A 20427-nucleotide genomic window follows, 5' to 3' on the forward strand; every position below is an offset into this window, starting at 1 on the left:
CGACATGAACGGGCGTGCAGGGTGAGCGGGGAAGGTCGCCCGGACGTCGCGGAGGCTCCTGATGCCTCCGGGCTGACGCTGGGGATCGCGGCGGCCACGTGGCACGCCGACATCGTGGACGCGCTGCTGGAGCGGGCCGTGGCCACCGCAGGCGAGGCCGGGCTGGCTGAACCGACCGTGGTGCGCGTGCCCGGCACGGTGGAGCTGCCGGTGATCTGCCAGGAGCTCGCCCGCACCCACGACGCCGTGGTGGCGCTGGGCGTGGTCATCCGCGGTGGCACCCCGCACTTCGAGTACGTGTGCGACGCCGTCACGGCGGGGCTGACGCGCGTCTCGCTCGACGAGCGCACCCCGGTCGGCAACGGCGTGCTCACCTGCGACACCCACGAGCAGGCCGTGGCGCGGTCGGGTGTGCCCGGCTCGTCGGAGGACAAGGGTGCCGAGGCGTGCCTCGCCGCGCTGCAGACGGCACTGGCCCTGCGGGTGCTGCGGGTGCAGCTGTGACCAGCCCTGAGTCGACCAACCCCGCGGCGCCGGTGGTGGTGCGCCCGTTCAAGGTCATGATCCTGGCGTGGGCAGGCGCGGTGATCACCGTGGCGCTGTTCACCGTGATCGCGGTGCTGCTGCGCAACAGCGACACGGGTGTGTACTTCCGGTTCGCCGACCAGGTGTCGCTGGTGGTGATGGGCCTGCTGATCGCAGGCGGGCTGCTGCTCATGGCCCGCCCGCGGGTGCGCGCCGACGCCACCGGCATCGAGGTGCGCAACGTGCTGAGCAGCCGCCGCATCGAGTGGGTGGACGTGCGGCGCATCGCGTTCCCCGACGGCGCCCCGTGGGCCCGGCTGGACCTGCCCGACGACGAGTACCTGCCCGTGCTCGCCATCCAGGCCGTGGACGGCACCCGGGCCGTGGAGGGCATCCGCAAGGTCCGGGCGCTGCACGCCGCGGCTCGCGCCGAGCACTGAAGCGAAATCCCGAGCACCGATACCTCGAGCACCGATACCTCGAGCACCGGAACCCCGAGCCGAACGGACGAGCATGGCCGACGCCGCACCCGCACAGGTCACCACCGAGCTGACCGACCGGGTACTGACGATCACGCTGAACCGCCCCGATCGGCTCAACGCCTTCACCGCGCAGATGGCGGTGGAGCTGATCGCCGCGTTCGACCGCGCCGACGCCGACGACGAGGTGCGCGCGGTGGTGGTCACGGGCGCCGGGCGCGGCTTCTGCGCGGGGGCCGACCTGGCCGGCGGCGGCGCCACGTTCGACTACGAGCGCCGCGACCCGGAGCGGGCCGGTTACGAGACCCTCGACCCGGAGCGTGACGGCGGCGGACAGGTCTCGCTGCGGATCTTCGAGAGCACGAAGCCCGTGATCGGCGCGATCAACGGCGCGGCCGTGGGCGTGGGCGCCACCATGACGTTGCCGATGGACGTGCGGCTCGCGTCGAGCGCGGCGCGGATCGGGTTCGTGTTCGCCCGCCGCGGGATCGTGCCGGAGGCGGCGTCGAGCTGGTTCCTGCCGCGGCTGGTGGGCATCAGCCGGGCCGTGGAGTGGGCGATGACCGGGCGGGTCTTCGACGCCGCCGAGGCGCTGGCCGGTGGGCTGGTGCGCTCGGTGCACGAGCCCGACGACCTGCTGCCCGCCGCGTACGCGTTGGCCGCGGAGATCGTGGAGAACACCGCGCCGGTGTCGGTGGCGCTGGCCCGCCAGCAGATGTGGCGGATGCTCGGCGCCGACCACCCGATGGAGGCCCACCGGGTGGACTCCCGGCTGATGATCGAGCGTGGCCGCGGTGCCGACGCCGCGGAGGGGGTGAGCGCGTTCCTCGAGAAGCGCGCCGCGCAGTTCCCCGACCGGGTGTCCTCGGACATGCCCACGGCCTACCCGTGGTGGGCCGAGCGCAAGTTCACACCCCTTCCCGACGGGCGCAGCGGCTGAGCGGGCCGCGGCGCACGTAGCATCGTGGTCGTGCTGCGAGCCCGTGAACAGGCCCATCGGAACGGCGAGAGCGTGCGGCTCGGTGACATCGTGCTGCGCAACCGGCTCGTCACCTCGTCGAGCCTGCTCGGCTACGGGGTGTCGAGCTCCAACTTCTACGGCATGAGCCCGATCGCGAAGTTCGTGTCGCTCGCCGAGTTCGGCGCCGTGACCACCCGCACGCTGACGGTGGAGCCGCGCGAGGGCCACTTCACCACGCGGGAGGACTGGGCCCCCCACGAGCTGCCCGGCCTGCTCAAGCGCTACGGCACCGTGCTGCGGGGCACCGACGGCGGTTGGATCAACGCCTTCGGCTGGTGCAACGTGGGGATCGAGGCGTACCTGCGCGACTACTACCCGCGCACCCGCGACCAGCGCGTGATCATCTCGCTCGGCGGGTTCTCCGCCGAGGAGTTCGTGACGCTCGTGGATCGGGTCAACGAGGTGGTGCCGGCGGGTGACATCGCCGCCGTCGAGTTCAACGTCTCGTGCCACAACGTGAACTTCGACTTCACCACGATCCTGCAGGACGTGCTCGACGAGGCTGTGCCGCGCAGCAACCACCCGGTGATCCTCAAGCTCTCGCCCGACTACGACTACCTGCGCAACGCCCAGCAGGCGGCCGCCGCAGGTGTCTCGGCACTCACGGCGATCAACACGGTGAAGGCGCTGCGGCTCGACCCCCGCACCGGCAAGCCGCTGCTGTCGAACCGTTACGGAGGGCTCTCGGGGCGCGCGATCAAGCCGATCGGGCTGCGGGTGGTGTCGGAGCTGCGCGAATCCGGCGTGACGTTGCCGATCATCGCGACGGGCGGCATCCGCAGCGTGGACGACTGCCGCGAGTACTTCTGGGCCGGCGCCGACGCGGTGAGCCTCGGCAGCGCCACCTGGCTGGCGAGCTACCCCGGGTACGCCCTCGCGCCGCTGCGCGGGCTGCACGTTCGGCGCGTGCTGAACGCCGTTCGGCGCTACGGTGTGCAGGCGTCTCACTCCGTAGCGTTGCGCTGAGGAACGATCTTCACCCGTACGTTGGCGCCGGCCTCCCGGTCGGCCCACAACAGGTGAGGGGGGTGGCGGGTGCACCCGGACGTCCGACCCGATCCGACGCGGGCTCCCGGCCGCCGTCCGCGCGTGGTGCTGTTCGACGTGTTCGAGACGATGTTGCAGGTGGACGCGCTGGCGAGCCGGTTCGTGGATGTGGGACGACCGGCGCACGAGTGGGAGCTGTTCTTCACCCGCACGCTGCGTGACGGCATGGCGCTGACGCTCACCGGCGCCGCCCCACCGTTTGCCGAGGTGGCGCGGGCGGCCCTGCGCACGACGGTGGACCACACGCTGTCCGACGCCGCACTCGACCACGTGCTCGACGGCTTCCAGCACCTGCCGCCGCACCCCGACGTGGAGCCGGCGCTGGTGGCGCTCGCGCGCGCCCGGATCCCGGCCCACGCCTTCACCCACGGCACGGCGGCCACGGCCTGCGCCGCCCTGGACAGCGCTGGCCTGCGCACCTACCTGCGGGGCGTGTTCTCCGCCGAGGAGATCCGCTCGTTCAAGCCGCCCGCCAAGGTCTACCACTGGGCCTGCCGCCAGGTGGAGATGCCGGCCGAGCGCGTGGCACTGGTGGCCGCGCACTCGTGGGACGTGCACGGCGCGATGCACGCCGGGCTGATCGGCGGGCTCGCCACCCGGCTGGAGGGTGCGGTGCCGGCGGTGGTGGCCACCCCGCACGTGTCGGCGCACCGCCTCGACGATGTGGTGGCGCAGCTGCTCGCCCTCCCCGTGTAGCGCTGTGTCCCCGTGGGCGGGGTGGGGCCTGGTCACGCTCCCACCGCCCGCAGCCGCCGCGGGGGCACGCGCTCCTGCCCGATGTCGGCCTGGCGCCCCGCCGCCGTGCCCGCGGGGAAGCCGGAGCCCGTGAGCGACTGGCGGCGCGCGGCCCCCAGCGAGGGGAACGCCTCGGTGAAGGCCTGCTCCACCCGGGTGGACCGATCGGCGAGCACCAGAGCCACGGAGCGTCCGCCCGCGGGCGAGCTGGGGTGCGCCCGGCGCGACTCGGCCTCCGCGCGCGCGAGCGACTCCGCGGCATCGAGGCGCCGGTGCACCTCGACGGCGAACCCGTGCAGCCACGAGCGCCGGTAGGCGGCCACCGACTCGCCTGCCCGGTGTGGGCGCTGGCGCGCGAGCTGGGACCCGGCCTGCAGGAGCAGCGACGTGTAGAGCAGCTCCACCCGCTCGCGGTCGCTGGCGAACCCGATGACCGTGACGGCCTCCACCCGCCCGCCCCATGCCGCGTGCATCACCGACCGGCAGCGCAGCGCCGCGGCGATCCAGGCCAGCAGGCGGGCCTTGCCGCCGCTGTAGGGATCCTCCATCGCGATCCGCAGCGCGCCGACCTCGTCCTGCTCCGGCCGGGCGTCGGCCAGCAGTGCGGCGTCGATGCCGTGGCGCGCCATCAGCTCGACGGCCTTGTCGGTGTAGGTGGCGGCCTCCTCGGCCGTGGCGGCCCGATCGGCCTTCGCGAGCAGCTTGCGGACCGTGTCGAGCTTGTCGGCTCCCATCGGTGACCTCCCGGGTCGAGCGGCGTGCGGAACCTTGAATCGAACGTGTGTTCGTACGGGGGATTCCTATCATCGGGCTCCGACAGGACGCGGGAGAACGCTCCCGGCGCGCCGGGACCGTTCCGGGTGAAACGGGAGCCACCCGGTGACACCGGCACGTGTCACGCGCCACTACACCAGCGTGACGGCGCGCCGTCTGCCTGGGTCCCCGGCTCGGCGTGTCGGGGGTGCGTCCTACCCTGAAGGGGCCATGCCGGATCCCTCCACTTATCGCCCAGCGCCCGGGTCGATTCCCGAGGCGCCAGGCGTCTATCGCTTCTCCGATCAGCACGGTCGGGTCATCTACGTCGGCAAGGCCAAGAGCCTGCGACAACGGCTCAACTCCTACTTCGCCGACCTGTCCGGGCTGCACCCGCGCACGCGCCAGATGGTCACCACCGCGTCGCACGTCCAGTGGACCGTGGTGGGCACCGAGGTCGAGGCGCTGCAGCTCGAATACAACTGGATCAAGGAGTTCGACCCGCGGTTCAACGTCCGCTACCGCGACGACAAGACCTATCCCGTCCTGGCCGTCACGATGCACGAGGACTACCCGCGGCTGCACGTCTACCGTGGCCCCCGCAAGAAGGGCGTGCGCTACTTCGGGCCCTACGCCCACGCGTGGGCCATCCGCGAGACGCTCGACATGCTGCTGCGCGTCTTCCCGGCCCGCACCTGCAGCTCCGGGGTGTTCCGCCGCCACGGCCAGATGGGCCGCCCGTGCCTGCTCGGCTACATCGACAAGTGCTCGGCGCCCTGCGTCGGGCGGGTCGATGCGGAGGAGCACCGCGACATCGTCGAGGACTTCTGCGACTTCCTCGCCGGCCGCACCGACCACCTGGTGCGCCAGCTCGAGCGCAAGATGACCACGGCGGCCGAGGGGCTGGAGTTCGAGCGGGCCGCGCGGCTGCGCGACGATATCGGGGCGCTCAAGCGCGCCATGGAGAAGCAGGCCGTGGTGCTGGGCGACGGCACCGACGCCGATGTCGTCGCGTTCGCCGAGGACGAGCTGGAGGCCGCCGTGCAGGTCTTCCACGTCCGCGGCGGGCGCGTCCGTGGCCAGCGCGGCTGGGTGGTCGACAAGGTCGAGCCCACCGACACCGCGCAGCTGGTGGAGCGCTTCCTCACCCAGTTCTACGGCGAGCAGGCTGGGCTCGCCGGCTCGGCCGACGACGCCAACCAGCCGGTTCCCCGGGAGATACTCGTGCCCGAGCTGCCTGCGGAGCTCGCTGCGCTCACCGAGTGGCTCGAGACCCTGCGGGGCTCGAAGGTCCAGATCCGGGTGCCGCAGCGCGGCGACAAGCGGGCGCTCGCCGAGACGGTGGCGCGCAACGCCGCCGAGGCGTTCACCCAGCACAAGCTGCGCCGGGCCGGGGATCTCACCGCCCGGTCGGCGGCGCTGCAGGAGATCCAGGACGCGCTCGGGCTCGACTCGGCGCCGCTGCGCATCGAGTGCGTCGACGTCTCCCACGTCCAGGGCACCAACGTCGTCGCGTCGCTGGTGGTGTTCGAGGACGGGCTGGCCCGCAAGTCCGACTACCGCCGCTTCGAGATCCGCGACGGTGCGGCGGGCGGCGACGTCGCGTCCATCGCCGAGGTGGTGCGCCGCCGGTTCCGCCGGTACCTCAGCGAGACCGCTGATGACCCCGCGCCCGACTCCGGGTCCGATTCCGAACACGAGGTCGACGCCGTCCCGCAGCACCGCCCCGGCATCGATCCCGACACCGGACGCCCCCGGCGCTTCGCCTACCCGCCCAACCTCCTCGTCGTCGACGGCGGGCAGCCCCAGGTGGAGGCGGCCGCCGACGTGCTGGCCGAGCTGGGCATCACCGACGTCGCGATCTGCGGGCTGGCCAAGCGCCTGGAAGAGGTCTGGTTGCCTGCCGAACCCGACCCCGTCATCCTCTCGCGCACCAGCGAGGGGCTGTACCTGTTGCAGCGGATCCGGGATGAAGCGCACCGCTTCGCCATCACCTACCACCGCCAGCGTCGTTCGAAGGGCATGACCAGCTCCGCGCTCGACGCCGTTCCGGGGCTAGGTCCGGCGCGCAGCGCGGCGCTGCTGCGCCACTTCGGATCGGTGCGCAAGCTGCGCGCCGCGAGCGCCGACGAGATCGCCGCACTCCCCGGTTTCGGGCAGCGCACCGCCGCCGCCGTGCTGAGCGCGCTCGGCGGTCCCGACGCCGGCGGCCCCGACCATGGCGCTGGAGATCCCGCCACTCCAGAGCCTGCACCCGACGGGAGCGTCCAGTGACCGAAGACGATCGCACGGGCATCGAGGTGGCACTGGTCAGCGGCCTGTCCGGCGCCGGGCGCAGCACCGCAGCGAAGGTGCTGGAGGACCTCGGCTGGTTCGTGGTCGACAACCTCCCGCCCGAGCTGATCGCCACGATGGTCGACCTCGGCGCCCGCGCGCGTGGCGAGATCACGCGCATCGCGGTGGTCATGGACGTGCGCAGCCGGGCGTTCTCGGCCGACCTCGGCGCCGTCATCAAGGACCTCGACGCGCGCGGTTACAAGCCGCGCCTGCTGTTCCTCGAAGCCACCGACGCCGTGCTGGTGCGCCGCTTCGAGCAGGTGCGGCGCAGCCACCCCCTGCAGGGCGACGGCCGCCTCGTCGACGGCATCAACGCCGAGCGCGAGCTGCTGCGACCGCTGCGCGAGTCGGCCGACCTCGTCGTCGACACCTCCGCCGTGGCCGTCCCGCAGCTGCGCGCCACCCTGGAACGCACCTTCGGGGGCGAGTACCAGCAGGTCACCCGCATCACCGTGCTGTCGTTCGGCTACAAGTACGGCCTGCCGATGGACTCCGACCTCGTCGTCGACGTCCGGTTCCTGCCCAACCCGTTCTGGATCCCGGAGCTGCGCGAGCTCACCGGCCGCGACGAACCGGTGCGCGACTACGTCCTGAGCCAGGACGGCGCAGGCGAGTTCATCGACCGCTACCTGGAGCTGCTCTCACTCGTCGGCGCCGGCTACCGCCGCGAGGGCAAGCGCTACCTCACCGTCTCGGTCGGCTGCACCGGTGGCAAGCACCGCAGCGTCGCCATCAGCGAGGAGATCGCCCGACGCCTCGCCGACGCCGACGGCGTCACGGTCAGCGTCGCCCACCGCGACCTGGGGCGCGAATGACGGCGCCGCGACCTGGGGCGCGAATGACGGCGCCGCGACCTGGGGCGCGAATGACGGGCCCGCGCGCGGTCGCGCTCGGCGGCGGCCACGGCCTGCACAGCACCCTGTCGGCGCTGCGTCTGATCACCGACCGGCTCACGGCCGTGGTCACCGTAGCCGACGACGGCGGCTCGTCGGGCAGGCTGCGTCGTGAGCTGGGCCTGCTGCCCCCCGGCGACCTGCGGATGGCGCTCGCCGCGCTCGCGGCCGACGACGCCTCCGGTGCCTTGTGGGGCACGCTCGTGCAGCACCGGTTCGGCGGCACCGGGGCACTGGCCGGGCACGCCGTGGGCAACCTGCTGCTCGCCGGGCTGATGGACACCCTCGGCGACCCGGTCGCGGCGCTCGACGAGGTGGGCGCGCTGCTCGGGGCCCGCGGGCGGGTGCTGCCGATGAGCTGCGCCCCGCTCGACATCGAGGCCGAGGTCATCGGGCTGGGCGTGGATCCGCTGGAGCGCCACCGGATCCGCGGGCAGGTCGCCGTGGCCTCCACGCCGGGCCGCGTCCAGCAGGTGTGGCTGCGCCCGGACGAGCCGGTGGCGTGCCCGGAGGCCGTGCAGGCCGTGCTGGACGCCGACGTGCTGCTGCTGGGTCCGGGGTCCTGGTTCACCAGCGTGCTGCCCCACCTGCTCGTTCCCGACCTGCGCGACGCGATCCTGGCCAGCCCGGCCCGGCGCGTCGTGGTGCTGAACCTCGCCCCCGAACCGGGGGAGACCGCCGGGTTCTCACCCGAGCAGCACCTGGCCGTACTCTCGCAACACGCGCCGGCCCTGCGGGTCGACGCCGTCCTCGCGGACGTCGCCGCTGTGCCGGTACCCGACCGGCTCCAGCGAGCGGCCGCAGCGATGCTCTCCCCGGGCGGGCGGGTCCACCTGGCCCCGGTCGCCGTCGCAGATCCGGCGGTGCCGCGCCACGACCCGGCGGCACTGGCCGCAGCACTCGTTGCGGCGCTCTCCGAGCTCGGTCCGGCGCCCGTCGTCGGCCCGTCCGGTGGGGCGAAGGCCGCCGCCGAGAGGAGGACGTGAACCATGGCTCCCACTCCCGTGTCCCACTCCCGGAGGTCGATCCGATGGCGATGACAGCTGCGGTCAAGGACGAGCTGTCACGGCTGGTCATCACGAAGCCGTGCTGCCGGCGAGCGGAGGTCGCGGCGCTGCTGCGGTTCGCCGGCGGGCTGCACATCGTCGGTGGCCGCGTCGTGATCGAGGCCGAGGTCGACACCGGCTCGGTGGCGCGTCGCCTGCGCCGCGACATCCACGAGCTCTACGGCCACACCTGCGAGGCACACGTCATCACCGCGGGCGGGCTGCGCCGCAGCGCCCGCTACGTGATGCGCGTCGTGCGCGACGGTGAGGGCCTGGCCCGCCAGACCGGGCTGCTCGACGCCCGCGGCCGGCCGGTCCGGGGCCTCCCGCCGCCCGTCGTGTCCGGTGGCGTCTGCGACGCCGAGGCGGCCTGGCGGGGCGCGTTCCTGGCCCACGGCTCGCTCACCGAACCCGGCCGCAGCTCCGCGCTGGAGGTCACCTGCCCCGGCCCGGAGGCCGCGCTGGCACTGGTCGGCGCCGCGCGCAGGCTCGGCGTCACGGCGAAGGCGCGCGAGGTCCGTGGTGCCGACCGCGTGGTCGTGCGCGACGGCGACGCCATCAGCGCGCTGCTCACCCGCATGGGCGCCCACGAGAGCGTCATGGCGTGGGAGGAGCGGCGGATGCGGCGCGAGGTGCGCGCCACCGCCAACCGGCTCGCCAACTTCGACGACGCCAACCTGCGCCGCTCGGCCCGCGCGGCCGTGGCCGCGGCGGCCCGGGTCGCCCGCGCGCTGGAGATCCTCGGCGACGACGTCCCGCAGCACCTGCTCGCCGCCGGTCGGCTGCGCGCCGAGCACACGCAGGCATCGCTGGAGGAGCTCGGCCAGCTCGCCGAGCCGCCCATGACGAAGGACGCCGTGGCCGGGCGGATCCGGCGCCTGCTGCACATGGCCGACAAGCGCGCCGCGGATCTCGGCATCCCCGACACCGAGTCGGCCGTCACCGCGGAGATGCTCGAGGAGGGCTGATCCGGGGCGCCCCCGGTACGGGCCGCGCCCCCCGCCGGGGTGGTTCCGGTGAGGGAAATCATCGAGGTGTATCGATTCCGAAGCCAGGTCGATTCGAAGCGGATTCGGACGCTAGGGTTGTGCCCAAGGCCCCGTCGACGATGACCGGTCGTGAACCGACCTTGGGGCATTCCGTGGTGACACCATCGAGGAGGCACGAGCGTGACTGTGCGCGTGGGCGTGAACGGTTTCGGACGGATCGGGCGCAACTTCTGGCGGGCGGTGGACGCGCAGCGCGTCGCCGGTACCAGTGACATCGAGATCGTGGCGGTGAACGACATCACCGACAACGCGACGCTCGCGCACCTGCTCAAGTACGACTCGATCCTGGGCCGGCTGCCCTACACCGTGTCCTCGACCGAGGACGAGATCATCGTCGACGGCAAGGGTTTCAAGGGTCTCGCCGTGCGCGACCCCGCCGAGCTGCCGTGGAAGGACCTCGGCGTCGACGTCGTGGTGGAGTCCACCGGCATCTTCACCAAGCGGGAGGCGGCGGCCAAGCACCTGGAGGCCGGTGCGAAGAAGGTGGTGATCTCCGCGCCCGCCACCGGTGAGGACCTCACGGTCGTCAAGGGTGTCAACGATGGTGACTACGACGGGTCGCAGGACATCGTGTCCAACGCCTCGTGCACGACGAACTGCCTGGCGCCGATGGCGAAGGTCCTCGATGACCTGGTGGGGATCCAGACGGGTCTGATGACCACGATCCATGCCTACACCCAGGATCAGAACCTGCAGGACGGCCCGCACAAGGACCTGCGGCGGGCGCGGGCGGCGGCGATCAACATCGTGCCGACCTCGACGGGTGCGGCGAAGGCGATCTCGCTGGTGCTGCCGCACCTGAAGGGCAAGCTCGACGGGTTCGCGTTGCGGGTGCCGATCCCCACGGGCTCGGCCACCGACCTGACGGCGATCGTGGGTCGGGAGACCACCGCCGAGGAGGTGAACGCGGCGATGAAGGCGGCCGCGGAGGGCCCGCTGAAGGGGATCCTGCTCTACACCGAGGACCCGATCGTGTCGTCGGACATCGTGACCGATCCGCACTCCTGCATCTTCGACGCCGGGTTGACCAAGGTGATCGGCAACCAGGTCAAGATCGTGGGTTGGTACGACAACGAGTGGGGTTACTCCAACCGGCTCGTGGACATCACGGCGCTGGTGGCATCGAAGCTGTGAAGACCGTCGACGACCTGATCAACGAGGGCGTCGAGGGGCGCACGGTGCTGGTCCGCTCGGATCTCAACGTGCCACTCGACGGGGATCGCATCACCGACGACGGCCGCATCCGGGCGTCGTTGCCCACCATCCAGGAGCTCTCCGGCGCGGGCGCGCAGGTGATCATCGTCGCGCACCTGGGCCGGCCCAAGGGCGGGCCGCAGCCGGAGTTCTCGCTCGCCCCGGTCGCGGCGCGCCTCGGCGAGCTGCTCGGGGCTCCCGTGCGGATCATCGAGCTCGCCAAGGGCACCCCGGATCTGGCGGCCGGCGACGTCGTCCTGCTGGAGAACATCCGGTTCGACCCGCGCGAGACCAGCAAGAACGACGACGAGCGGGCGGAGCTGGCCCACGAGCTGGCCGAGCTCACCGGCGACGACGGCGCGTTCGTCTCGGACGGGTTCGGGGTCGTGCACCGCAAGCAGGCATCGGTCTACGACGTGGCGCAGGAGCTGCCCGCCTACGCGGGCGGGCTGGTGCTCGCCGAGGTCGAGGTGGCCCAGCGGCTGACGAGCGAGCCGCAGCGGCCCTACGCCGTGGTGCTCGGCGGCTCCAAGGTCTCGGACAAGCTCGCGGTGATCGAGGCGCTCCTGCCGAAGGTCGACGCGCTGCTGGTCGGCGGCGGGATGTGCTTCACGTTCCTCGCCGCCCAGGGTTACGGCGTCGGCTCGTCGCTGCTGGAGCGCGACCAGATCGGCACCTGCCGGGCGCTGCTGGAGTCGGGCAAGATCGTGCTGCCCAGCGACGTGGTGGTGGCCGACGCGTTCGCCGCCGACGCCAAGACCGACACGGTGGCGATCGACGCGATCCCCGACGGCTGGATGGGCCTCGACATCGGCCCGGCGTCGGTGGCCGAGTTCGCCGAGGTGCTCGGGCGCGCGAAGACGGTGTTCTGGAACGGCCCGATGGGCGTGTTCGAGCTGGCTCCGTTCGCCGAGGGCACCCGCGGCGTGGCGCAGGCGATCGTCGACGGGGACGCGTTCAGCGTCGTCGGTGGCGGCGACTCGGCCGCGGCCGTGCGCGCGCTGGGCCTGCCGGAGGACGGCTTCTCGCACATCTCGACCGGCGGCGGCGCGTCGCTGGAGTACCTGGAGGGCAAGTCCCTCCCCGGCCTGGTCGTCCTGGAGCAGTAGAAATGGCAGCACAAGTGGCGAAGAAGCCACTCATCGCCGGCAACTGGAAGATGAACCTCACGCACCTCGAGGCCATCGCCCTGATGCAGAAGTACGCCTTTGCGTTGCCGGAGAAGTACTACAAGAAGGTCGACGTCGCGGTCCTGCCGCCGTTCACCCACATCCGCAGCATCCAGACCATGATCGACGGTGACGGGCTGCTGATGGTGCACGGCGCGCAGGACATCTCGCCGTTCGACTCCGGTGCCTACACCGGTGACGTCTCCGGCGTGATGCTCGCGAAGCTGGGCTGCAAGTACGTCGTCGTCGGGCACTCGGAGCGCCGGGAGATCCACGGCGAGACCGACGCGCTGGTCGGCAAGAAGGTCCAGGCGGCCATCCGCAACGGCATCGCTCCGATCCTGTGCGTCGGTGAGGGCCTCGACGTGCGGGAGTCCGGCGAGCACGTCGCGCACTGCACGGCGCAGCTCGCGGCCGCTCTCAAGGGCATCACGGCGGAGCAGGCGAAGGACCTCGTCGTCGCCTACGAGCCGGTCTGGGCCATCGGCACCGGCCGCGTGGCGAGTGCGGCCGACGCGCAGGAGGTCTGCGCGGCATTGCGCCAGACGCTGGCCGCGCTCTACGACGAGTCGTTCGCCGCGGGTGTGCGCGTGCTCTACGGCGGCTCGGTCAAGGCCAAGAACGTGGGCGAGATCGTGGCCGAGAAGGACGTCGACGGTGCCCTCGTCGGGGGCGCGAGCATCGACGTCGAGGAGTTCCCGCAGCTGTGCGCCATCGCGGCGGGCGGGCCCCTGCCGTAACGCGCCACCCCCTTCCGTCGAGAACGTGGTTGCCGTGATCATCAGGCCCTGTTGATCACCGTAGGTGCGTTCTCGACGGGACGGCTGGTGTGACCCCGGTCAACGTTGCGGCCCGGCACGGGTATCGTGGGTTCTCCCGAGCGGCGCTTCGGCCCGCTCCGCATGTGTGACGACGAATGAGGATGGGATGCAACTCGCCCTGCAGATCGTACTGATCGTTTCCAGCGTTCTGCTGGTGCTGCTGATCCTGCTGCACCGAGGTCGCGGCGGCGGTCTGTCCACCCTCTTCGGCGGCGGCGTGCAGTCCAGCCTGTCGGGCTCCAGCGTGGTCGAGAAGAACCTCGACCGCTTCACGCTGTTCGTGGGCGCGATCTGGATCATCGCTATTGTCGGCACCGGTCTGCTCGTCAAGGTAGGGGTGTAAGAGATGGCCATGTCTGGCGGCAACGCTATTCGCGGCACCCGAGTCGGTGCCGGCCCCATGGGGGAGTCCGAGCGCGGCGAGACCGCTGCGCGCGAACGCATCTCCTACTTCTGCGCGAGCGGGCACGTCACCACGCCCTCGTTCGCCGCAGAGGCCGACATCCCCGATTCCTGGGACTGCCCGCGCTGCGGTCTCCCGGCCGGTCGCGACGGTCAGAACCCGCCGGCCGCGCCGCGCACGGAGCCGTACAAGACGCACCTCGCCTACGTGAAGGAGCGCCGCAGCGACGCCGACGGCGCGGCCATCCTCGAAGAGGCGCTGGGCAGGCTGCGGGCCTCCCGCGAGCTGTAGCTCCACCCGCTCCACGCGAGCCCCGGCCGATCCGATCGGTCGGGGCTCGCGTGCGTCCGGGCCACCGTCCGGGCCACTGGGACTACTTGAGGATGCCGAGCTGCTGGCCGATCCCCACCACGAGCCGGGCGGCCGTGGTGCCCGCCGGCACGGCCGACGCCGACACCGTGACGGCGCGGTTGTCGCGCACCACCCCCGCGTAGACGCTGCCGCCGGCGAGCCGGCACACGAAACCGTCGTTGCCGGGGCCGGGCGCGCGGGAGCCGGTTTCGCAGACCTCGGCGATCGTGTCGAGCTCGGCGGCCGGGTCACCGGTGAAGCGGGTGACGTCGACGGCGACGAAGTCGGGCCCCGGCAGCACGCCCGAGCCGCCCGCCGGCGAGGCAGCGACGGTGGGGGCGGGCGCCGCAGCGGGGTCGTAGACGCAGCGGGTGTCGCTCGCGGTGGAGGGGTCGGCGGTCCAGGCCACCCCGGTGGTGACGGCCAGCGCGGCGGTGTCGAGCATGCACGCGGCCGGGGGAGCGGGCGTCGCCGCGGCCTTCGGCGCCGCGCCGTTGCCGTCGACGCCTGCGGTACAGCCCGCGATCACGGTCGCGCCCGCGATCAGGGCTGTGATCAGGGCCGGCACCCGGGCCGTGCCGCGGGCTGGCGCCCGGGCTGGGCCCCGGCGGCTCCGTTCGTCCTCCACGGGATCACCATGCCACGATCGGGTCCCGAACGTGGATGTGGATCACAGCTCCAGCGGTGGGAAGGCGACGGGGCGCAGCTCCTGCCAGGCGCCGCCGGGCCACGGCCGCCCCGATCCCGCTCGCACCGCCGGTGACGAGCACCACCCGCGGATCAGACATCGGCGGTCCGCGGCGACGTCAGCCCGATCCGCCGCCCGTAGGCCTTGCCGAGGACCTTGGCCAGCGCCGGCGTGACGACGATGAGCACGACGCTCAGCACGGGCACCAGGTCGACGGGCAACGTGAACGCCATGACCACCCGCAGCGCCGAGTCGAGCAGCAAGCCCGCACCCCACAGGCCGGTCACCACGCGGATGCCGTGGCGGAACCGCGGATCGGCCACCCAGCGGTGGTCCCAGTCGGAGACGGGTCCCGAGCTGCTGGCCGCGCTGCTGGAGCACCGGCCCGACGTCGCGGTGGTCGACGTGCGGCTGCCACCGACCCACACCGACGAGGGCCTGCGCGCCGCGCTCGCCGCCCGCCGCGAGCTGCCCGGGCTGCCGGTGCTCGTGCTGTCGCAGTCCGACGACGACAACCGCCGCGTGCTGGCGGTGCTGGCCTACCTGCAGCGGGAGACCTGAGCCCCCGGCCTCACCTCGGGAGGGCGGCCTCGATGCCCTGCACGACCTCGTCGGAGGTGGGCTCGGTGCGCGGGCGGAACCGGTGCACCACCGTGCCGTCGGTGCCGATGAGGAACTTCTCGAAGTTCCACTGCACGTCACCCGCGGTGCCCTCGGCGTCGGCGGTGGCGGTGAGCTCCTCGTAGAGCGGGTGCCGGTCGGGGCCGTTGACGTCGACCTTCTCGGTCATCGGGAACGTCACACCGTAGGTGGTGGAACAGAAGCTCTGGATCTCCTCCGCGGTGCCCGGCTCCTGGCCCCGGAACTGGTTGCACGGCACGCCGAGCACGGTGAGGCCCCGGTCGCCGTAGCGCTGCTGCAGCTCCTCCAGCCCGGTGTACTGGGGCGTCAGCCCGCACTTCGAGGCGACGTTCACCACGAGCACCGCGCGACCGCGCAGCGCCTCCAGATCGAGCGGGGAGCCGTCGAGTGCGGCGATCTTCGCGTCCTGCAGCGTCATGGTTGCAGCGTAGGCTCCGCGGCGATCGGCGGACCGGGCGTCGCTGCGTCGTCGGTCACGTCCGGTCGGCAGCGGGGCGGGTTCTGGCGGCGGGTTCACCCGGATAGGGTCGGGTCGACGAGCAGCAGTATCGAGGAGGACGCGTTGACCGACGAGCAGATCCCCGACATCCGGTCCGATGTGCCACACGGCGCCCGGATCTGGAACTACTGGCTCGGCGGCAAGGACAACTACGCGGCCGACCGCGCGGTGGGTGACGCCGTGCTGGCGGCCTTCCCGCAGACCAAGGCCTACGCGGTGGAGTCGCGCCGGTTCCTGGTGCGGGCGGTGCGCCACCTCGCGGGCGAGGCCGGCATCCGGCAGTTCCTCGACATCGGCACCGGCCTGCCGACGATGCAGAACACCCACGAGGTGGCCCAGGGCATCGCGCCGGAGTCGCGCATCGTCTACGTCGACAACGACCCGCTGGTGCTGGCACATGCCCGCGCGCTGCTCGTCAACACCACGCCGGAGGGCGTCACCACCTACATCGACGCCGACTACCGCGACCCCGCGAAGATCATCGCAGGCGCCCGCGACGTCCTGGACTTCACGCAGCCGATCGCGGTGCTGTTCATGGGGGTCTTCGGTTACCTCAAGGAGGCCGCCGATGCCCGCGCGGTGATCGCCGGCATCATGGACGTGGTCCCCTCCGGCAGCTACATGGTGCTGTGGGACGGCACCGACACGAGCGAGGCCGTCATCGCCGCGAGCAAGGCGCAGGCGGAGATGGGCTCGCCCTACGAGCTGCGCACCGTCGCGGAGATCGAGGGCTGGTTCGCCGGCTTCGAGCCGGTCGAGCCGGGCATCGTCACCGTCACGCGCTGGCGCCCCTCCCTTGCCCCCGTCGGCGGCGAGGTGGTCCCGATCGACGCGTACGGCGGCGTGGCCCGCAAGCCGTAGCGGTGTGCCTGCAGACCGACGTCGCATGCCGTCGCCGGTCCTCGCACACGCTCCACACCCTGCGAGGACGGGTCGCGGTGTGCGAGGTGGGGGCGGGGCTACCGCGCCGTGACGGGGGCCACTAACGTGCCGCGAATGACGCGTTGGACGATGGCGCCCGACAAGATCCCCACCTCCTGGTTCAACGTGGTGCCCCACCTCGCGAACCCGCCGCAGCCGCCGCTGCACCCGGGCACGCGCGAGCCGGTCGGCCCTGACGACCTGGCGCCGCTGTTCCCGATGGCGTTGATCGGGCAGGAGGTCAGCGCCGAGCCCTGGATCGACGTCCCCGGCGAGGTGCTCGACATCCTGCGGCTGTGGCGTCCGACGCCGCTGGTGCGGGCCGTCCGGCTGGAGAAGGCGCTCGGCACGCCGGCGCGCATCTACTTCAAGGACGAGTCGGTGTCGCCCTCGGGCAGCCACAAGACCAACACGGCCGTGCCGCAGGCGTTCTACAACAAGCAGGAGGGCATCACCCGCATCTCCACCGAGACGGGCGCGGGGCAGTGGGGCACGGCGATGGCGTTCGCGTGCGCCCAGTTCGACCTCGAACTCAAGGTCTACATGGTGCGGGCCTCCTACGACCAGAAGCCCTACCGGCGCATCGCCATCGAGACGTGGGGTGGCTCGGTCGTCCCATCGCCGGTGGACGAGCCGGATCACCCCGGCTCGCTGGGGTCTGCGATCTCCGATGCCGTGCGTGACTGCGGGGGCCGCGCCGACACCCACTACGCGCTGGGTTCGGTGCTCAACCACGTGCTGCTGCACCAGACGGTGATCGGTATCGAGGCCAAGGAGCAGCTGGAGCTCGCGGGGGAGCGGCTGCCCGACGTCGTGATCGCGCCGTGCGGCGGCGGGTCGAACCTCGGTGGGATCGCCTTCCCGTTCGTCCCCGACACCGGCGTGCGGCTGCTGGCCGTGGAGCCGCTGTCGTGCCCGACGCTGACGCAGGGCCGGTTCGAGTACGACTTCGGCGACACGGCGGGCCTCACGCCGCTGATGGCCATGTACACGCTCGGCCACGACTTCGTGCCGCCGTCCATCCACGCGGGCGGGCTGCGCTACCACGGTGACTCGCCGCTGATCTCCCAGCTCGTGCGCGACGGCCGGATGGAGGCCGTCGCCTACCCGCAGGGCAAGGTCTTCGAGGCCGCGGTGCAGTTCGCCCGCACGGAGGGCAAGATCCCGGCTCCCGAGTGCGCCCACGCCGTGCGGGCCGCGATCGACGAGGCGCTGGCCGCGAAGGAGACCGGCGAGGAGAAGGTGATCCTCTTCAACTACAGCGGCCACGGCTTCCTCGACCTGTCGGCCTACGACGACTACAACAACGGACGCCTGCCCGACGAGCAGGGCTGACGCTCCGGGGGATCACTCGAGCCGGTCGTGGCCGCGGTCGGCGCTCGTCGCCGCGGCCATCTTCCGCTTGAGCGGGGGCAGGTGGTTCACCAGCCGCATGCCCGTGCGCATCCCCGCCAGCGCGAGCCGGCCGCCGATGCCGGACCGGTAGATCGCCGCGTCGGCGTCGAAGCGCTCGAGGGACTTCGCGACGAGGTCCCAGGCATAGCCGTGCATCTGCTGCTCGTAGGCGCCGACGGCGTCGAGCACGGTGCGCTCCCCGCGCTCGGCCGCGATGAGCCCCTCGGCGAGGATCCGGGCGTCGCGCAGCGCCGTGTTGGCGCCGACACCCAGCCCGGGGGTCATCGTGTGGATGGCGTCGCCGATGAGCGTGACGGTGCTGCTCGCCCACGGCGGCACCCGGTCGGTGGTGCGGATGTTGAGCGGGAAGCAGGTGCTCGGATCCGACCCCGCGACGAGCGCGCGCAGGTCCGGGTGCCAGCGCTGCGTGCGGTCGAGCATGATCGCGTGCAGTGCGGGCCCGTCGAGGCTCATGAAGTCGGCGGGCAGCCTGCGGCGGTGGGAGGAGAAGCCGAGCATGATGTAGTCGCGCGTGTTGTCGAAGTTCAGCCCGGGCCAGGCGCGCAGGAGGTCGGCGTCGTTGCCGCCGATGCCCTGCTTGACGCCGTCGGCGTCCCACGGGAACTCCATGACATGGATGATCATGCCGTCGCCGCCGGGCGCGGTGACCATCGAGACGCCGCGCAGCACCTTCGGCGGCAGCAGCGCGCGGGTCTGCTCGGTGAGCGGCAGCTTGGCGGTGATGCCGAAGAGATCCGTCTCCTGCAACGTGGCGTGCGGCAGGTACTGCCGGCGCACCGGTGAGCCCGTGCCGTCGGCACCGACCAGCACGTCGCCGGTGGCGGACGTGCCGTCGGCGAAGTGAGCGGTGACCGTGCCGTCGGCGTGCTGCTCGTAGCGGGTGAACTTCTTGTCGAAGGAGACGATGTCCTCGATGCCGGTGAGCAGCACCTGGCGCAGCGTCATGCGGCTCACCGAGCGCTCGGCGCCGGGGTCGTCGGCTGCGGCGGTGTCGAAGCCGCCGAGGCTGAGCAGCTCGCCGTACTGCTCGGTGTACATCGAGAACCAGTTCGGGGTGATGGCGGTGGTCGCGACGAAGGTGTCGAACAGCCGCTCGGGCAGGCAGGCGTGCAGCGCCCGCGAGCCGTCGGGCGAGATGCCGACGCGGTAGCCGAACAGGCCGTCGTTGCGGGTGCGGTCGCGCTCGTACACGGCGACGCTCACCCCGGCGGTGCGCAGTGCCTGCGCGAGGCAGAGGCCGCCGGTGCCGGCGCCGATGATCAGGACATGCATGGCGGTGCTCCTCAGATCGCGGTGCGGGTGGGGTCGTCGACGGTGGGCATGACGCCCTCGCGGTGGGCGCGGCGCACGTCCTCGACGTAGGCGCGGGAGAACAGCGCCGACAGGATCGCGATGCCGCCGCGGTGGATGCGGATCTCGCCGCTGGCGACCGAGCCGGTGAGCCGGATCTGGCGGGCGCCCTTTCCGGCCGGCCGCTCCCCGTCCTTGACGCGGCCGCGGCCGGTCCAGGTCAGGTCCCAGGTCTCGACGGTGGCATCGCTCGGCACGAGCAGCTTGACCATGGCGTGGTCGACGTCGAGGTGGATCTCGATGGGGTCGGCGGGCTCGCCGATCTGCGGGGAGCGCAGGTCGAGCACGACGGCGCCGCGCCGGGCGCGAACGTCGAATCGGCTCGCGGTGGTCCAGTGGCCCAGGTGCTTGGCGACGCTGTGGTCGGCGTGGATGCGGACGGTCTCGGTGTTTGCCATGGGCGAATAGTGGCATAGAAACTAGTCGTCATGCAACTAGTGTAGGTTCAGGTGGTGTCGACGACGTTCCGACGATCTCCCCTCGCCCTCACGATCCTGGGCGTGCTCGAGACCGGCCCGCTGCACCCGTACGGCATCCAGCAGCTGATCAAGCAGTGGGGCAAGGACCAGGTCGTCAACGTCGGGCAGCGCGCCACGCTCTACAAGATGATCACCAGGCTCGTCGAGGCCGGGCTCATCGCCGTGCAGGGCACGGGCCGCGACCAGCTCTACCCGGAGCGCACCACCTACGAGATCACCGACTCCGGGCGCGCGGCATCGCGGCAGTGGCTCGACGAGATCCTCTCGACGCCGCGCAACGAGTACCCCGAGTTCCCGGCGGCGCTGTCGTTCCTCGCGCTGGTGACACCGCAGACCACGCGCACGCTGTTGCAGGCGCGGCGGGAACGGCTCGCCCAGCGGGTGGCGGAGCTCGACGCGGCGATCGTCACCGAGACCGAGGCGTACGGCCTGCCGCGGGTGACGATGCTCGAGTCGGAGTACGTCCGTGCCGTCACCGATGCGGAGCTGCGCTGGGTGGACGCGATCGTCGAGGGCCTCGGCGACGGAACGCTGGCCTGGAGCGACGCCACCTTCGAGGCGATCCCGCGGCTGCCCTCCTGACCCCGCCGTCCGGGGTCGCCGCTGCCC

23 protein-coding genes and 1 pseudogene are annotated in these 20427 nt (G+C 72.1%); 18 read left to right on the forward strand and 6 right to left on the reverse strand.

Features of this window, described 5'->3' with window-relative positions; translation table 11 throughout:
• The first annotated feature begins 21 nt into the window (after positions 1-21).
• The 5 genes from ribH to ACFPFQ_RS23595 all read left to right on the forward strand — a co-directional run bounded on the left by ribH (position 22) and on the right by ACFPFQ_RS23595 (position 3768).
• Positions 22-504, forward strand: coding sequence for a 6,7-dimethyl-8-ribityllumazine synthase (gene ribH / locus ACFPFQ_RS23575; RefSeq protein WP_379622357.1), 483 nt, complete (start codon positions 22-24; stop codon positions 502-504).
• A gap of 56 nt (positions 505-560) precedes the next feature.
• Complete coding sequence (locus ACFPFQ_RS23580; protein ID WP_379622446.1) at positions 561-965, forward strand: PH domain-containing protein; 405 nt, start codon at positions 561-563, stop codon at positions 963-965.
• Between the two features lie 73 nt (positions 966-1038).
• On the forward strand, positions 1039-1944 hold the full coding sequence (locus ACFPFQ_RS23585; protein WP_379622359.1) for a crotonase/enoyl-CoA hydratase family protein: 906 nt from the start codon (positions 1039-1041) through the stop codon (positions 1942-1944).
• A 30-nt stretch (positions 1945-1974) separates the two neighbouring features.
• A complete protein-coding gene (locus ACFPFQ_RS23590) occupies positions 1975-2991 on the forward strand; it encodes a dihydroorotate dehydrogenase (RefSeq protein ID WP_379622361.1) in 1017 nt (338 codons plus the stop codon).
• A 69-nt stretch (positions 2992-3060) separates the two neighbouring features.
• The gene (locus ACFPFQ_RS23595) at positions 3061-3768 is read left to right on the forward strand and encodes an HAD-IA family hydrolase (protein ID WP_379622363.1); all 708 of its coding nucleotides are present in this window, start codon (positions 3061-3063) and stop codon (positions 3766-3768) included.
• Between the two features lie 32 nt (positions 3769-3800).
• On the opposite strand, the gene ACFPFQ_RS23600 is transcribed toward ACFPFQ_RS23595, so the two are convergent.
• Positions 3801-4541: a DUF2786 domain-containing protein gene (locus ACFPFQ_RS23600; protein ID WP_379622365.1), complete on the reverse strand. Its 741-nt coding sequence runs from the start codon at positions 4539-4541 to the stop codon at positions 3801-3803.
• A gap of 250 nt (positions 4542-4791) precedes the next feature.
• Between ACFPFQ_RS23600 and uvrC the strand changes: the two genes are divergently transcribed.
• The 9 genes from uvrC (at position 4792) to ACFPFQ_RS23645 (ending at position 13763) form a co-directional block, all read left to right on the forward strand.
• Positions 4792-6834, forward strand: coding sequence for an excinuclease ABC subunit UvrC (gene uvrC / locus ACFPFQ_RS23605; protein ID WP_379622367.1), 2043 nt, complete (start codon positions 4792-4794; stop codon positions 6832-6834).
• Positions 6831-7712, forward strand: coding sequence for an RNase adapter RapZ (gene rapZ, locus ACFPFQ_RS23610; RefSeq protein WP_379622369.1), 882 nt, complete (start codon positions 6831-6833; stop codon positions 7710-7712). Before uvrC ends, rapZ begins: the two co-directional genes overlap by 4 nt.
• A gap of 50 nt (positions 7713-7762) precedes the next feature.
• Positions 7763-8776 (forward strand): gluconeogenesis factor YvcK family protein, encoded by a 1014-nt coding sequence (locus ACFPFQ_RS23615; RefSeq protein ID WP_379622371.1) that lies wholly within the window; start codon positions 7763-7765, stop codon positions 8774-8776.
• Positions 8777-8820: 44 nt separating this feature from the next.
• Positions 8821-9804, forward strand: coding sequence for a DNA-binding protein WhiA (gene whiA / locus ACFPFQ_RS23620; RefSeq protein ID WP_379622373.1), 984 nt, complete (start codon positions 8821-8823; stop codon positions 9802-9804).
• Between the two features lie 201 nt (positions 9805-10005).
• Complete coding sequence (gene gap / locus ACFPFQ_RS23625; RefSeq protein WP_379622375.1) at positions 10006-11019, forward strand: type I glyceraldehyde-3-phosphate dehydrogenase; 1014 nt, start codon at positions 10006-10008, stop codon at positions 11017-11019.
• A complete protein-coding gene (locus ACFPFQ_RS23630) occupies positions 11016-12188 on the forward strand; it encodes a phosphoglycerate kinase (protein WP_379622377.1) in 1173 nt (390 codons plus the stop codon). Before gap ends, ACFPFQ_RS23630 begins: the two co-directional genes overlap by 4 nt.
• Positions 12189-12202: 14 nt before the next feature.
• A complete protein-coding gene (gene tpiA, locus ACFPFQ_RS23635) occupies positions 12203-12988 on the forward strand; it encodes a triose-phosphate isomerase (protein WP_379622448.1) in 786 nt (261 codons plus the stop codon).
• A 187-nt stretch (positions 12989-13175) separates the two neighbouring features.
• Positions 13176-13412, forward strand: coding sequence for a preprotein translocase subunit SecG (gene secG, locus ACFPFQ_RS23640; RefSeq protein ID WP_379622379.1), 237 nt, complete (start codon positions 13176-13178; stop codon positions 13410-13412).
• A 9-nt stretch (positions 13413-13421) separates the two neighbouring features.
• Positions 13422-13763 (forward strand): RNA polymerase-binding protein RbpA, encoded by a 342-nt coding sequence (locus ACFPFQ_RS23645; RefSeq protein WP_379622450.1) that lies wholly within the window; start codon positions 13422-13424, stop codon positions 13761-13763.
• A gap of 82 nt (positions 13764-13845) precedes the next feature.
• Here ACFPFQ_RS23645 and ACFPFQ_RS23650 read toward each other — a convergent pair whose 3' ends face one another.
• Both ACFPFQ_RS23650 and ACFPFQ_RS23655 read right to left on the reverse strand, forming a co-directional pair.
• Positions 13846-14451 carry a hypothetical protein gene (locus ACFPFQ_RS23650; RefSeq protein ID WP_379622381.1) on the reverse strand — a complete coding sequence of 202 codons (606 nt, stop codon included), beginning with the start codon at positions 14449-14451 and terminating at the stop codon, positions 13846-13848.
• Positions 14452-14603: 152 nt separating this feature from the next.
• Positions 14604-14801 (reverse strand): hypothetical protein, encoded by a 198-nt coding sequence (locus ACFPFQ_RS23655; RefSeq protein WP_379622383.1) that lies wholly within the window; start codon positions 14799-14801, stop codon positions 14604-14606.
• Positions 14802-14805: 4 nt separating this feature from the next.
• Here ACFPFQ_RS23655 and ACFPFQ_RS23660 point away from each other — a divergent pair.
• Positions 14806-15012 (forward strand): annotated as a pseudogene (locus ACFPFQ_RS23660) (hypothetical protein); the annotation flags it as partial.
• A gap of 70 nt (positions 15013-15082) precedes the next feature.
• Here ACFPFQ_RS23660 and ACFPFQ_RS23665 read toward each other — a convergent pair.
• Positions 15083-15571 carry a glutathione peroxidase gene (locus ACFPFQ_RS23665; RefSeq protein WP_379622385.1) on the reverse strand — a complete coding sequence of 163 codons (489 nt, stop codon included), beginning with the start codon at positions 15569-15571 and terminating at the stop codon, positions 15083-15085.
• 144 nt (positions 15572-15715) lie between these two features.
• On the opposite strand from ACFPFQ_RS23665, the gene ACFPFQ_RS23670 reads away from it, so the two are divergent.
• Entirely contained in the window at positions 15716-16513 is a 798-nt protein-coding gene (locus ACFPFQ_RS23670) for an SAM-dependent methyltransferase (RefSeq protein ID WP_379622386.1), read from the forward strand.
• A gap of 135 nt (positions 16514-16648) precedes the next feature.
• A complete protein-coding gene (locus ACFPFQ_RS23675) occupies positions 16649-17908 on the forward strand; it encodes a TrpB-like pyridoxal phosphate-dependent enzyme (RefSeq protein WP_379622388.1) in 1260 nt (419 codons plus the stop codon).
• A gap of 12 nt (positions 17909-17920) precedes the next feature.
• Here ACFPFQ_RS23675 and ACFPFQ_RS23680 read toward each other — a convergent pair whose 3' ends face one another.
• On the reverse strand, positions 17921-19261 hold the full coding sequence (locus tag ACFPFQ_RS23680; RefSeq protein ID WP_379622390.1) for an FAD-dependent oxidoreductase: 1341 nt from the start codon (positions 19259-19261) through the stop codon (positions 17921-17923).
• A gap of 11 nt (positions 19262-19272) precedes the next feature.
• Entirely contained in the window at positions 19273-19737 is a 465-nt protein-coding gene (locus ACFPFQ_RS23685) for a hypothetical protein (protein ID WP_379622392.1), read from the reverse strand.
• A gap of 54 nt (positions 19738-19791) precedes the next feature.
• Here ACFPFQ_RS23685 and ACFPFQ_RS23690 point away from each other — a divergent pair, with 54 nt between their 5' ends.
• Entirely contained in the window at positions 19792-20400 is a 609-nt protein-coding gene (locus tag ACFPFQ_RS23690; RefSeq protein WP_379622394.1) for a PadR family transcriptional regulator, read from the forward strand.
• Positions 20401-20427 lie beyond the last annotated feature (27 nt).

This window comes from Pseudonocardia sp. GCM10023141 (assembly GCF_042653605.1).